Annotated in this window: 13 protein-coding genes; 7 read left to right on the top strand and 6 right to left on the bottom strand. The window is 71.2% G+C overall.

Going from position 1 to position 12,270, the window contains the following annotated elements; all coding sequences use genetic code 11:
* Positions 1-82: 82 nt before the first annotated feature.
* The 4 genes from mce (at position 83) to FB467_RS15485 (ending at position 5,404) form a co-directional block, all read left to right on the top strand.
* The gene (gene mce, locus FB467_RS15470; protein WP_141785894.1) at positions 83-532 is read left to right on the top strand and encodes a methylmalonyl-CoA epimerase; all 450 of its coding nucleotides are present in this window, start codon (positions 83-85) and stop codon (positions 530-532) included.
* Entirely contained in the window at positions 522-1,904 is a 1,383-nt protein-coding gene (locus tag FB467_RS15475; protein ID WP_228393319.1) for an AI-2E family transporter, read from the top strand. The genes mce and FB467_RS15475 overlap by 11 nt, the downstream gene beginning before the upstream one ends.
* A 327-nt stretch (positions 1,905-2,231) precedes the next feature.
* Positions 2,232-3,590 carry an ABC transporter substrate-binding protein gene (locus FB467_RS15480; protein WP_141785896.1) on the top strand — a complete coding sequence of 453 codons (1,359 nt, stop codon included), beginning with the start codon at positions 2,232-2,234 and terminating at the stop codon, positions 3,588-3,590.
* A gap of 32 nt (positions 3,591-3,622) precedes the next feature.
* Positions 3,623-5,404: a purine-cytosine permease family protein gene (locus FB467_RS15485; RefSeq protein WP_141785897.1), complete on the top strand. Its 1,782-nt coding sequence runs from the start codon at positions 3,623-3,625 to the stop codon at positions 5,402-5,404.
* 16 nt (positions 5,405-5,420) lie between these two features.
* Here FB467_RS15485 and FB467_RS15490 read toward each other — a convergent pair whose 3' ends face one another.
* A complete protein-coding gene (locus FB467_RS15490) occupies positions 5,421-5,738 on the bottom strand; it encodes a hypothetical protein (protein ID WP_194288340.1) in 318 nt (105 codons plus the stop codon).
* Complete coding sequence (locus tag FB467_RS15495) at positions 5,738-7,405, bottom strand: 3-hydroxyacyl-CoA dehydrogenase family protein (RefSeq protein WP_228393320.1); 1,668 nt, start codon at positions 7,403-7,405, stop codon at positions 5,738-5,740. Before FB467_RS15495 ends, FB467_RS15490 begins: the two co-directional genes overlap by 1 nt.
* Positions 7,406-7,457: 52 nt before the next feature.
* On the opposite strand from FB467_RS15495, the gene nucS reads away from it, so the two are divergent.
* A complete protein-coding gene (gene nucS, locus FB467_RS15500; protein WP_141785899.1) occupies positions 7,458-8,162 on the top strand; it encodes an endonuclease NucS in 705 nt (234 codons plus the stop codon).
* 4 nt (positions 8,163-8,166) lie between these two features.
* Here nucS and FB467_RS15505 read toward each other — a convergent pair whose 3' ends face one another.
* Positions 8,167-8,640: a YbaK/EbsC family protein gene (locus FB467_RS15505; protein WP_141785900.1), complete on the bottom strand. Its 474-nt coding sequence runs from the start codon at positions 8,638-8,640 to the stop codon at positions 8,167-8,169.
* A gap of 74 nt (positions 8,641-8,714) precedes the next feature.
* On the opposite strand from FB467_RS15505, the gene FB467_RS15510 reads away from it, so the two are divergent.
* Positions 8,715-10,241, top strand: coding sequence for a gamma-glutamyltransferase (locus tag FB467_RS15510; protein ID WP_141785901.1), 1,527 nt, complete (start codon positions 8,715-8,717; stop codon positions 10,239-10,241).
* A 43-nt stretch (positions 10,242-10,284) separates the two neighbouring features.
* Here FB467_RS15510 and FB467_RS15515 read toward each other — a convergent pair whose 3' ends face one another.
* Positions 10,285-10,692 carry an STAS domain-containing protein gene (locus tag FB467_RS15515; protein WP_141785902.1) on the bottom strand — a complete coding sequence of 136 codons (408 nt, stop codon included), beginning with the start codon at positions 10,690-10,692 and terminating at the stop codon, positions 10,285-10,287.
* A gap of 166 nt (positions 10,693-10,858) precedes the next feature.
* Here FB467_RS15515 and FB467_RS15520 point away from each other — a divergent pair, with 166 nt between their 5' ends.
* Positions 10,859-11,476: a cob(I)yrinic acid a,c-diamide adenosyltransferase gene (locus FB467_RS15520; RefSeq protein WP_141785903.1), complete on the top strand. Its 618-nt coding sequence runs from the start codon at positions 10,859-10,861 to the stop codon at positions 11,474-11,476.
* A 32-nt stretch (positions 11,477-11,508) separates the two neighbouring features.
* Here FB467_RS15520 and FB467_RS15525 read toward each other — a convergent pair whose 3' ends face one another.
* Both FB467_RS15525 and FB467_RS15530 read right to left on the bottom strand, forming a co-directional pair.
* Positions 11,509-11,946, bottom strand: a complete 438-nt coding sequence (locus tag FB467_RS15525; protein ID WP_141785904.1) for a DUF2550 family protein — start codon at positions 11,944-11,946, stop codon at positions 11,509-11,511.
* 1 nt (position 11,947) lies between these two features.
* Positions 11,948-12,226: a F0F1 ATP synthase subunit epsilon gene (locus FB467_RS15530; protein ID WP_141785905.1), complete on the bottom strand. Its 279-nt coding sequence runs from the start codon at positions 12,224-12,226 to the stop codon at positions 11,948-11,950.
* Positions 12,227-12,270 lie beyond the last annotated feature (44 nt).

Here is a 12,270-nt window from a genome sequence, read left to right on the forward strand (position 1 = left end):
TGCCACTCTAGACGGCGCCGCTGACGCTCCCCGCCCCGCCCGCCTTCCGGCCCCTGACGGCGCCAGTAGGTACCCTCGGGGTATGTCGTCCCTGCCCTCCTCCGTGACCCCGCTGCTGCTCTCGATCGACCACGTCGGGATCGCGGTGCCGGACCTGGACGCCGCCATCGCCTTCCACCGGGACGTGCTGGGGCTGACCGTGGTGCACGAGGAGGTCAACGAGGAGCAGGGGGTGCGCGAGGCGATGGTGGCCGTCGGCGGCGACCCGACCGGCGCCCAGATCCAGCTGATCGCCCCCACCGGCCCGGACTCGACCATCGCCAAGTTCATCGACCGCTCCGGCCCCGGCCTGCAGCAGCTCGCCTACCGGGTCGCGGACGTGGAGCAGGTGGGCGCGGCCCTGCGGGCGGCCGGGCTGCGCCTGCTGTATGACGAGCCGCGCCGGGGCACCGCCGGTAGCCGGATCAACTTCGTGCACCCCAAGGACACCGGGGGCGTCCTCATCGAGTTGGTGCAACCCGGTGGGGAGTGAGCGCCGCCGCCCGCTCGCGCTGCTGAAGCTGCCCGCGCGGATCCGCACCGCCGTCACGGCCGACCCCGGGCCGGGCGCCGACGGCAACGCGGTCAACGGGTCCGGGTCCACCGGTCCGGACGGGCCCGGGAACACCCGTGGGCCCAACATCGTCCGCCGCTGGCGGACCTACCGCGAGCGCCAGCTGGACCTGCTGGCCGAGAGCAACCGGCTGCGTCGGGAGCAGGTCGAGGCCGCCCACCAACCCGCCCCGTCCGCCCCGACGTCACCGCCCACCCGCCAGACCGACCAGCAGCCACCGGCCGCGACGGAGGACCGGACCGGTTCGGTCGGGATCAACATCCGGTCGCCGTTCTACTTCGGCTTCGTCGCCGCGCTGGGCGTCTTCACCGCCTACCTGCTGGCGACCAACCTGGCCCGGCTCAGCTCGGTGATCACCTTCATCCTGGTCGCCTTCTTCCTGACCGTGGCCCTCAACCCGCTGGTGGAGGCGCTGACCCGGCGTGGTCTGCCCCGCCCCGGCGGGGTCTTCGTGGTCTTCCTCGGTCTCCTGGGCGGGGTGGCCCTGCTCGGCCTGCTGGTGGTGCCGCCGATCGTCAGCGAGACCGGGATCTTCTTCGAGCGGGCCCCGCGCTACATCGAGGACCTCGAGCACACCCCCTGGTTCAACGACCTGGACGACCGGTTCGACCTGACCTCCCGGTTCGGCGACGAACTTGAACGCCGGCTCTCCGACAGCGCCTTCGTCAGCACCGTCTTCGGCGGCGTGCTCGGCGCGGCCGGCTGGGTGGCGATCAGCCTGGTCGGCATCTTCACCACGCTGATCCTGACCCTGTACTTCCTGGCCGCGCTGCCCGCCGTCAAGGACGCGGCCTACCGGATGGTCCCCGCCAGCCGCCGCCCCCGGGTGATCTACCTGGCGGAGGAGATCATGCGCCGGGTGGGTGGCTATGCGTTGGGTCAGATCCTGGTCGCCACCGTCAACGGCCTCTGCTCCTGGATCATGATGGAGTTCCTCGACATCCCGTATGCCGTGGTGCTGGCCGCCCTGGTGGGCATCCTCGGTCTGATCCCGCTGATCGGGGCCACCCTCGGTGCCGCGATCGTGGCCGCGGTGGCGCTCTTCCAGGACCCCACGCTGGCGCTGATCGTGATCGCCTACTACGTGATCTACCAGCAGATCGAGAACTACGTGATCGTGCCGCGGATCATGCACCGCACCGTGTCGGTGCCCGGCGCCGTCACCGTGGTCGCGGTGCTCGCCGGCGGCACCCTGCTCGGTGTCCTCGGCGCGCTCATCGCCATCCCGGTCGCGGCCGGCCTGCTGCTCCTCTACGAAGAGCTGCTGGTCCCCCGCCAGGCCAAGCTCTGACCCGTTCCCGGGTGGGGCTGACGTCCACCCCACCCAGCCTGCGTCAGGACGTGTGACGACCTCCGAGGACGGGTGACTGCCCCACCCCATGGGGCACTCACCCGTCCCCCAGGGGTGAGTCTTCTCCCGCTGCGCCTGCACGGTCCCACCCCAAGATTCCGGCACGGCGATCTGGGATTCACTGACGGAATCCGGACCAAGACTTGGCAAAAGTGTGCTGGCACAGGCATTGACACGTCGCCGCGAGGGACGCCAGACTCTCGAGTGCGCTCAGATGACCAAATCAGTTGCACATATGAGCGCTCACGAGGCGAGGAGGGCTCGGAGATGCAACGGCAGCACAGCAACCGGAGGGGCGCGGTGGTGGCCGCCGCGGTGCTCGTCGGGGTCGGCGCGTGCGGGTCCGGCGACGGGGGTGGGGACGCGGGTGGGCCCGCCGGCGACGGCACCCTGACGATCGCGACGGTCTCCAACGCCGATGCCGAGCGGATGCAGGAGCTCTCCGAGCACTTCGCCGCCGGGCACCCCGACGTGGACCTGGAGTGGGTCACCTTCGAGGAGAACGAGCTGCGCCAGCGGGTGACCACCGACATCGCCACGGACGCCGGGCAGTTCGACGTCGTCATGCTCGGCACCTACGAGGTGCCGATCTGGGCCGAGCGCGAGTGGCTGGTGCCGCTGGACTCCTTGCCAGATGAGTACGCCGTCGACGACCTGCTCCCCTCGATCCGGGAGGCCCTCTCCTACGAGGGCACTCCGCACGCCCTCCCCTTCTACGGCGAGTCCGCTTTCACGATGTATCGCACCGACCTGTTCGACCAGGCGGGCCTGGAGATGCCCGAGGCACCCACCTGGGAGTTCCTCAAGGAGGCGGCCGCGACGCTCGGCGAGCAGGGGGACGCCGCGGGAATCTGCCTGCGCGGCAAGCCCGGCTGGGGCGAGAACGTCGCCTTCCTCACCGCCATGGCCAACTCCCACGGCGGCAGCTGGTTCGACATGGACTGGACACCACAGTTCGACACCGAGCCGTGGCAGACCACGATCGCCGACTACGTGGCGCTGGGCGAGTACGCCCCGCCCGGTGCCGAGGAGAACGGGTACGCGGAGAACCTCGAGTTGTTCGCCGCCGGCGAGTGCGCCATCTGGGTGGACTCCACCGCAGCCGCCTCCTACATCAGCGATCCGGACCAGTCCGAAGTCGCCGACAGCGTGGGTTTCGCGCTGGCACCGGATGCCGGCCAGGGCAAGCGGTCCAACTGGCTGTGGGCCTGGGCGCTGGCCGTCCCGGAGAGCTCGGCGCAGCATGAGGACGCCCTGGCGTTCGTCGCCTGGGCCACATCGTCGGAGTACACCGAACTGGTCGCCCAGGAGTATGGCTGGCTCCAGGCACCTCCCGGCACCCGGACCTCCCTCTACGAGAACCCCGACTACCAGCAGGCCGCTCCGTTCGCGGGGCTGGCGCTGGAGTCGATCGAGACGGCCGACCCGGCCAACCCAACGGACAACGAGGTGCCCTACACCGGCATCCAGTACGTCGGGATCCCGGAGTTCCAGAGCATCGGGACGGCCGTCGGTGGTCGCTTCTCGCTCGCGCTGGCCGGGGACATCACCGTCGACGAGGCCCTGACCGAGTCCCAGTGGGTGACCGACCAGGTCATCGAACGCACCCGATTCATCGAGGAATGACCCCGTATGCGACTGTCCGTCAGGAGTGAATGATGGCCAACCCCACGAGTGAGGACCTGCGGGCCACGCTGGCCGCGATGGACCCGGAGCAGCTCCCGGTCCCCAAGCACCGGCTCAAGACGAGCGGACACTTCGCCGGTTTGTACGCCGCCGAGCACGTCGCCGCCACCGAGTTCGTCTTCGGGGCGACCTTCGTGGCCCTGGGCGCCGGGATCTGGGACATCCTGGTCGGGTTGCTGATCGGCAACACCTTGGCCATCCTCAGCTTCTGGCTGATCACCACGCCGATCGCGATGCAGGCCAGGCTGAGCCTCTACACCTATCTGCACAAGATCGCCGGAGACTCCTTCTCCCGCGTCTACAACGGTGCGAACGCCGTCATCTTCGCGGTCATCGCGGCAGCCATGATCACGGTGTCCGCGACCGCGGTGCGGCGCATCTTCAACATCCCGGCCCAGGTCGACCCCTACCCCAACCACATCGGGTTCGTGATCATCGCCGTGCTGTTCAGCCTCGTCGCGGTCCTGGTGGCGGTGTTCGGGTTCAACGCACTCGCCGAGTTCGCCGGCATCTGCGGCCCCTGGCTGATGGTGATGTTCACGGTCGGCGGGATGGTGCTGCTCCCGGCGCTGACCGAGTCGATCACGGGGTACACCACCCTCAACGGATTCTCCGACTTCGTCGACGTGGCCTCCGCCTCGGTCTTCACCGGGATCAACGCCGAGGGCCAGCCCGGGATCGGCATGCTCGAGGTGGCCGGCTTCGCGTGGGCGGCCAACACCTTCGCCCACTTCGGGCTGATCGACATGGCGCTGCTGCGCTACGCCAAGAACCAGTCGGCCGGCCTGGCGACCAGCACCGGCATGATGTTCGGCCACTACGTCGCCTGGATCTCCGCCGGCCTGATGGGTGCGGCGACCGCGGTGATCCTGCAGACCAGCATCGTCTCTCTCGACCCCGGTGACGTCGCCTGGTACGCCCTCGGCATCGCCGGTTTCGTCACGGTGATCGTGGCCGGCTGGACGACGGCCAACTCCAACCTCTACCGGGCAGGCCTGGCCGCCCAGGCGGTCTTCCCCCAGTTCTCCCGGGTGAAGGTCACCCTCGTCACCGGCATCGGCGTGGCGGTCGCCAGCTGCTTCCCGTTCATCTACATCAACCTGTTGCCGTTGCTCACCTACGCCGGGGTGATCCTGGTGCCGGTCGGCGGGATCGTGCTGGCCGAACACCACCTGTTCCCCCGACTCGGGCTGACCCGCTTCTGGTACCGGTACAAGGGTGACAAGCACAACGTGCCCGCGTTGCTCAGCTGGGCGATCTCCCTGCTCGCGGCCGTCGGCATGATCCTGCTCGACTTCATGCCCTACTTCTACATCTTCCTGCCCACCTGGCTGATCTCGATCATGGCCTACACCTGGCTGGCCAAGCGGTTCGGCGCCGGGGAGTCCTACCCCGAGGGTGAGGCCCGGGAGCAGGAGTTCCAGGCCCAGGTCGCGGAGTACCACGAGAGCCTCGCCGAGGAAGAGGGTGTCGAGTCGATCAAGGACACGACCCTCCTCGGCCGGGGCATCAAGGTGGTCTACATCGCCGCGCTGGTCGTCTGCCTCGTGCAGGCGTGGCGGACCCTGTTCGACAGCCCGGACCTGTACACCTACCTGGTCAACCGGGAGACCTTCTACACGGTGGCCCTCTGCAGCACGATCGTCTACTTCGTCTTCGCCTACTGGGGCCTGCAGCGCACCAAGCGGCTGACCGCCCGCCTCAAGGAGGAGCGGCCCGGGCCGCCGAAGGACACCACGGCGCCCCGCCTCTGAGCGGGGGCAGGGCGCCTCAGGCCCAGGAACCGCCCGGCGGCCGGGTGCCCCGGGCGTTCCAGCAGGCGGTGTGCCAGTGCCGGCGGTTCTCCAGGCCCTGCATGCCCTCGCTGGGCCAGACCACGGTGTGCCCGAGCGCGGCGGAGAGCTCCTGCTGGCACCCCGGGCAGCGGAAGCTCCGCCCGGTGTCGTTGCCGCGCACCTGTCGCACCGTCCACGCCTGGCCGGCGAACTCCACCTGCGTCGTGGCGGGCAGCTGCAGCGGCCGCGGGCCGGACGGCCGGCCGGACCGTCGCGCACCCCGCCTGCCGCGGGGTCGGTTGGAGCGGGGCATCAGTCGTCGGAGGCTCCCTGGGTGAACGGCCGGTCCAGCAGCACGTGCTCGACGAGCAGCGGGGAGGGCATCAGGTGCTGGGCGAAGCCGCCGGTGCCGGAGAACAACTCCTCGGTGACCGCCAGCACCTCGTCGGCGCCGATGTGGTCGATCATCGCGAACGGCCCCATCGGGTAGCCGAGGCCGAACTGGATGGCGGTGTCGATGTCCTCGACGGTGGCGTAGCCCTCGTCCAGCATCCGGACCGCGTCGTTCAGGTAGGTCATCAGTAGGGCGTCGACCACCAGTCCGGTCCGGTCCCGGCTGACCACCGGCTCCGCGTCGAGCCCACGGATGAACCCGCGCAGCGCGGCGACCGTCGCGGCGGACGTCGTGTGGGTGGTGCCGACCTCGATGACCTGGCCGTTGCCGGTCGGTGCGTGGACCCGCAGGACCACCGTGTCCTCGGCCCGGCCGCTGATCGCGGCGAGCGCCACCGCGGAGTAGGTGTTGACCGTGGCGAGGACCGCGCCGGACCTGGCCGCCTCCCCCAGTGCGGCGAACAGCTCGTCGACGTCCCGTCCCGCGGCCCCGTCCTCGGCGGCGCTGTCCTCCTCCTGGGCCTCGATCACCAGGTCCGCCGCGGCGACGCCCGACAGGTCGCCGGAGGCGTCGGTCAGGTGCGTGACGGCATACCCGGCTCCCTCCACCCGGGCCACCAGCTCTCCGGCCACGGTCCCGTCACCGACGACGGCCACCGTCCGGATCCCCGCGCTCTCGGCGTCCTCCCCCGGCGTCAGCTCGTCGGCGACCACGTCCCGCCCGCCGGGCCCCTCGTAGCTGTAGAAGCCGCGGCCGCTCTTGCGGCCCAGCCGGCCGGAGACGACCATCCGCTCCAGCATCGAGCTCGGGGCGTGCAGCGGGCTGCGGCTGTGGCCGTAGATCACGTCGCCGATGTGGTGGCAGACGTCCAGGCCGACCAGGTCCATCAGGGTCAGCGGCCCCATCGGCAGCCCGGCACCGACGCGCATCGCGGTGTCCAGGTCCTCCCGGCTCACGTGCCCGTGCTCCACCATCGTCAGCGCCGAGTTGAGGTAACCGAACAGCAGGTAGTTGGCCACGAACCCGGCCCGGTCCCCGACCACGACCGGCCGCTTGCCCAGACCGGTGACCAGGTCGCGGACCGCGTCGGTGACCGCCTGGTCGGTACGCAGCGTGTGGATCACCTCAACCAGCTGCATGACCGGGGCGGGGTTGAAGAAGTGCACCCCGATGACCCGCTCGGGGTGCTTGGTGGGCGCGGCGATCGCGGTGATCGACAGGCTGGAGGTGTTGCTGGCCAGCACCGCGTCCTCGGCCACGATCCCGTCGAGCCTGCCGAACACCTCGTGCTTGAGCTCCAGCACCTCCGGCACCGCCTCGACGACCAGGTCGGCCGGCGCGAGGTCACCCATCTCGGTGGTGACGGTGATCCGGTCCAGGATCTCCTGGCGACCGGCCTCGTCCAGCTTCCCCCGGGAGACCGCACGGTCCATCGACCGGGTGAGGATGCCGCGCCCCCGGTCGGCGAACTCCTCGGTGCTCTCCACCCCGATCACGGTCAGGCCCCCACGGGCGAAAACCTCCACGATGCCGGCACCCATGGTGCCCAGCCCGATCACTCCGACGGTCCGGATCTGCTTAGCCATGGGCCGCATCCTCTCACCGTCCCCTCCGGCGACGCGGGTTAGGGTGACCGGCGTGCGAGTGGTGATTGCCGAGTGCAGCGTCGACTACGAGGGTGCCCTGGTGGCGCACCTGCCCCTGGCGACCCGGCTGTTGATGGTCAAGGCCGACGGCTCGGTGCTGGTGCACTCCGACGGCGGCTCCTACAAGCCGCTGAACTGGATGGCGCCGCCCTGCTCGATGACCGAGCTCGACCCGGACGAGGCCGAGCGCGAGGAGGGGGTGCAGGCGGTCTGGCTGGTGCGGCACGGCAAGCGGGAGGACACCCTCCGGATCCGGCTGTATGCCGTGCACAGCGACACCGCGCACGAACTCGGGGTGGACCCGGGGCTGGTCAAGGACGGGGTGGAGGCCCAGCTGCAGGCGCTGCTGGCCGAGCACATCACCACGCTGGGCGAGGGGTACACGTTGCTGCGGCGGGAGTACCCCACGGCGATCGGCCCGGTCGACATCCTGTGCAAGGACGCCGACAGCGGGACGGTCGCGGTGGAGATCAAGCGCCGCGGCGACATCGACGGCGTGGAGCAGCTGACCCGCTACCTGGAGCTGCTCAACCGGGACCCTGCCCTCACCGTGCGCGGCCCGGTCCAGGGGGTGTTCGCCGCCCAGCTGATCCGCCCGCAGGCCAGGACCCTGGCGGTTGACCGCGGGATCCGGTGCGTCACCCTGGACTACGAGGCGCTCCGAGGGATGGACGACGCGGAGTCGCGGCTCTTCTGACCGGCTACTCGACCTCGACCGGCGTCGCCCCGGTCATCGCCAGCAACTCGGCATACGTGGTCGCGAACAGCGCAGCGGGGTGCCCGGCCGCGGCCCAGACCACCTCGTGCCGGGCCAGCCACGGGTCGAGGTAGGTCGGCACCGGCGCCGGGTGCGCCATGGGCGACACCCCGCCGATCACTTGGCCGGTGTGCTCGCGGACGAACTCCGGGGTGGCCCGCCGCAACGAGGACACCCCGATCCGCCGGGCCACCAGCTCGGTGTTCACCCGGTGCGCTCCGGAGGTCAGCACCAGCACGGGTGCGCCGTCGGCGTCGAACAGCAGGCTGTTGGCGATCGCCCCGACCTCGCAGCCCAGTGCCTGCGCGGCCAGCGCCGCGGTGTGCACCGACTCGGGCAGCACCCGCACCTCGCCCTGCCCGCCGCGGCGGGTGAGCTCCTCGCGGAACCGGGTGACGGACTGGTGCTCGGTCGACATGTCGGCACCGTAACCGACCTCTTCGTGGCCCGCCACGCACCCTCCCCCGGCCGCCGGCCTGACAGAATCACCGTATGACCCGTCAGGCCGCCATCGCCGCCCCCAACCCGATCGCCACCCAGGCCGGCCAGGTGGCCCTGGCCGCGGGCGGCAACGCGATCGACGCGGCGATCGCGGCGATGGTGACCGCCACGGTCACCGAACCGGGCGTGGTCTCCCCGCTGGGCGGCTGCTACATCAACATCTGGCCGGCCGACGGCGACCCGGTCGTCATCGACGGCAACGTGGAGATGCCCGGTCGCGGGGCCGACCCCGAACGCTTCGGCGCCGGGCTGATCGAGTGCGTGACGACCTACGGCGGTGGCCTCACGACGTATGCCGGCCCCGGGTCGGTCGCGACGCCGGGGATGGTGGCGGCGATGGGGCTGGCCCACGAGCGGTACGGGCGGGCGCCCTGGGCCGAGCTGTTCGCCGTGGCCGAGCACAGCGCCCGCGCCGGCTTCCCGCTGAGCCAGACGGCGGCAACCTACTTCCCGCTGGTGGCCCACACCATCTTCAACTGGGACCCCACGACCCGGGCGGTCTACACCGACGACGGGACGTCCTGGCCGGCCGGTCACCTGATCGTGGACGGGTCCCTGGCCGACACCCTGGCCGAGCTGGCCGCGGAGGGTGCCGGGGCGCTCTACACCGGGGACCTGGGGCTCCGGATCGCGGCCGACATCGGCGAGCGGGGCGGGTTGCTCACCCGGGAGGACCTCACCGCCTACCAGCCGGACCTGCGGCCCGCGCTGCCCACCCGGTTGGGCCGGTGGCGCCTGGCCTGCAACCCGCCTCCCTCGATCGGGGGGCCGGTGCTCACCGCGATGCTCCGGGTGCTGGGTGAGGTCGACGGCCCGGTCACCCCGGTCCGCGCGGCCCGGGCGATGCGGCAGGTGCTGGACCTGCGGATGCAGCGGCTGGACACCGCCGAGGACCTCCGGGCCGCCGGTGAGGAGCTGTTGTCCACGATCGCCACGCTGGGCGACACGGGGCTGCCCACCTCCCCGGACACCGCGCACGTCTCGGTGGTGGACACCGACGGCTTCGCCTGCGCCCTCACCGCCTCGGCCGGCTACGGCTCGGGGATGACGGTGGCCGGCACGGGGCTGATGGCCAACAACGCCCTCGGCGAGCCCGAGCTGAACCGCCGCGGGCTGCACGCGCTGGCCCCGGGCACCCGGATGGCCTCCAACATGGCGCCGACCACCGCCCGCCACGCGGACGGGTCGGTGCTGGCCATCGGCACCCCCGGCGCCGACCGGATCACCACGGCGCTGCTGCAGGTGCTGCTGCACTTCTGCGTGCACGACGAGGAGCTGCAGCACGCGATCAACGCGCCACGGCTGCACGTGCGCCTGCTGGAGGACGGGGGCGCCCAGATCGACCTGGAGCGCGACGAGCACCTGTCGGCCGCCCTGGCGGACCAGGACCTGCCGCTGCGGGAGTACGAGCCGCAGGACATGTACTTCGGCGGCGTCGGGGCCGCCCTGCTGTCCGCCGACGGGACCCTGTCCGCGGGGGCGGACCCGCGGCGCGCCTCGGCCACCGCCGTGGGGTGAGCCGTGAGGTGAGGGACTGGCGAGGGGAAAGCCGGGGCCCGGCTCAGCGCATGACGCTGGGCGGGATGGGCGGCGGCACGATGGCCGTCGGCCGCTGGTAGCCCGACAGCGCGCTGGCGGTGTCGAGCCGGGTCAGCACCAGGTGCAACTTGGTGAGGCGGAACAGCCGCTCGAGCCGCTCGGACGCCTCGGCGATGACCAGACGGCGGCCGCTGCGGCGGGCCCGCTGGTGCAGACCCACGAGGACGCCCAGACCCGTCGCGTCCGAGATCTCGGTGTCCGCCAGGTGGAGCACGAGGTCGCCCTCGCCGGCGGCGAGCAAGCGTTGCAGCGCGGCCCGCACCTCGGGGACGGTGCGCACGCCGAGGACCCCCCGCACCGTCGCCTCCCGGCCGGGAGAATCAATGAAGACCTCGGCCGGTCCCCGCCAGACGCCTGCAGCACTCGTCATGGTGTTGCCCCTTTCGCCCTGCGCCTACCCCGCATGTCTACTGTGAATAACGCCGCCGGGTGGGGAAGGGTTGCTCACGCCACGATAACAGTTCGATAACGATGGCGCCGGGATCTCCGGGTGGACCCGCCGGGCCGGCCGGAACGGGCTCTGACAGGATCGCGGCATGGTGATCCTGAACCGCATCTATACCCGGACCGGCGACGACGGCACGACCGCGCTGGGCGACTTCAGCCGCACCGGCAAGAACGACCCCCGGCTGACCGCATACGCCGACACCGACGAGGCCAACTCCTGCATCGGGGTGGCGGTGGCCACGGGTGACCTGCGGGCGGACATGGTGCGCACCCTGACCAGGATCCAGAACGACCTCTTCGACGTCGGCGCGGACCTGTGCAACCCGCTGCGGGCCAGCTACGAGCACCCGCCGCTGCGGGTGCTCCCGGCCTGGGTGGACGAGCTGGAGGCCGACTGCGACACCTACAACGAGGAACTCACCAAGCTGCGCTCCTTCATCCTGCCCGGCGGCTCCCCCGGCGCTGCCCACCTGCACGTGGCCCGCACGGTGGTCCGCCGGGCCGAGCGCTCGGCGTGGGCCGCGATCGAGGCGTATGGCGTGGAGCCGGCGGCGGCCGAGGCCGAGCGGGGCGTGGGCGGGGTGAACCCGTTGACCGCGAAGTACCTGAACCGGCTCTCGGACCTGCTGTTCATCCTGGGCCGGGTGGCCAACCTGGACCGCGGCGGCGACGTGCTGTGGCAACCCGGGGGCGGCCGCGACCAGTAACGGTCGACCGTCCATGCAGCCGGTGTCGCGGATCAGGCGACGTTGACGTTCCAGCCCGGCGGAACCGACTCCAGCCAGGACCGCAGCGCGGTGTAGTGCTCCTCGCCCAGGGCGAGGTCGAAGGTCTGGGTGCCGTAGGTGCAGGACACCTGGATGCCGGGGATCCCGCTGGCCGACGGTGGCCACTGCTCGGCCGTGGCGGGCCGGGCGATCCCGAGGTCCAGGTGGGCCCGCTGCCAGCTGTGCAGGACGCGCGATGAGTGACCGCCCGGACCGAGGTGGTCCAGGCGGTCGTGGTCGTAGCGCAGGTATCCCTTGGTCCAGTCCTGGGCCGCGTCGCGGTACCAACACAGCACGGACTGGTGGCTGCCCGGGGAGAGCAGCCGGGAGAAGGCGAACAGGCCGATCCCGAGCAGCAGGCAGGCAGCGACGACACCCATCGCCACGAGGAGGATCGCGCCGCCGTTCACGTCAGTCCGTGGAACTCGCGCTCAGGGTCCCCTCCACCTGCTCGGTGACGATGGTGACCCGGTCGTGGTCGACCGACAGGAAGCCGGACTCGACGTGCACCGTCTCCCGGCCGTTGGAGGTGTCGATCCCTACTTCGCCGGGCACCAGGACACCCAGCACCGGGGCGTGTCCGGGCAGGATCCCGAGCACCCCGTCGGGGGTCCGGGCCTGGACGGACCGGGCCTCGCCGGACCAGACCTTGCGGTCCGCGGCGACGAGCTCAACCTGCAACGCACTCACGCGTTCTGTCCCTTCGTCGGTTCGTTCTCGAGTGTAGCCGGGTG

The organism is Ornithinicoccus hortensis (assembly GCF_006716185.1).
GTDB classification, from domain to species: Bacteria; Actinomycetota; Actinomycetes; order Actinomycetales; family Dermatophilaceae; genus Ornithinicoccus; species Ornithinicoccus hortensis.

Excerpts from the sequence above, each read along its gene's own strand:
- mce (WP_141785894.1), top strand. The coding sequence starts at position 83 with ATGTCGTCCCTGCCCTCCTCCGTGACCCCGCTGCTGCTCTCGATCGAC.
- FB467_RS15480 (WP_141785896.1), top strand. The coding sequence starts at position 2,232 with ATGCAACGGCAGCACAGCAACCGGAGGGGCGCGGTGGTGGCCGCCGCG.
- FB467_RS15485 (WP_141785897.1), top strand. The coding sequence starts at position 3,623 with ATGGCCAACCCCACGAGTGAGGACCTGCGGGCCACGCTGGCCGCGATG.
- FB467_RS15490 (WP_194288340.1), bottom strand. The coding sequence starts at position 5,738 with ATGCCCCGCTCCAACCGACCCCGCGGCAGGCGGGGTGCGCGACGGTCC.
- FB467_RS15495 (WP_228393320.1), bottom strand. The coding sequence starts at position 7,405 with ATGGCTAAGCAGATCCGGACCGTCGGAGTGATCGGGCTGGGCACCATG.
- FB467_RS15505 (WP_141785900.1), bottom strand. The coding sequence starts at position 8,640 with ATGTCGACCGAGCACCAGTCCGTCACCCGGTTCCGCGAGGAGCTCACC.
- FB467_RS15510 (WP_141785901.1), top strand. The coding sequence starts at position 8,715 with ATGACCCGTCAGGCCGCCATCGCCGCCCCCAACCCGATCGCCACCCAG.
- FB467_RS15515 (WP_141785902.1), bottom strand. The coding sequence starts at position 10,692 with ATGACGAGTGCTGCAGGCGTCTGGCGGGGACCGGCCGAGGTCTTCATT.
- FB467_RS15520 (WP_141785903.1), top strand. The coding sequence starts at position 10,859 with ATGGTGATCCTGAACCGCATCTATACCCGGACCGGCGACGACGGCACG.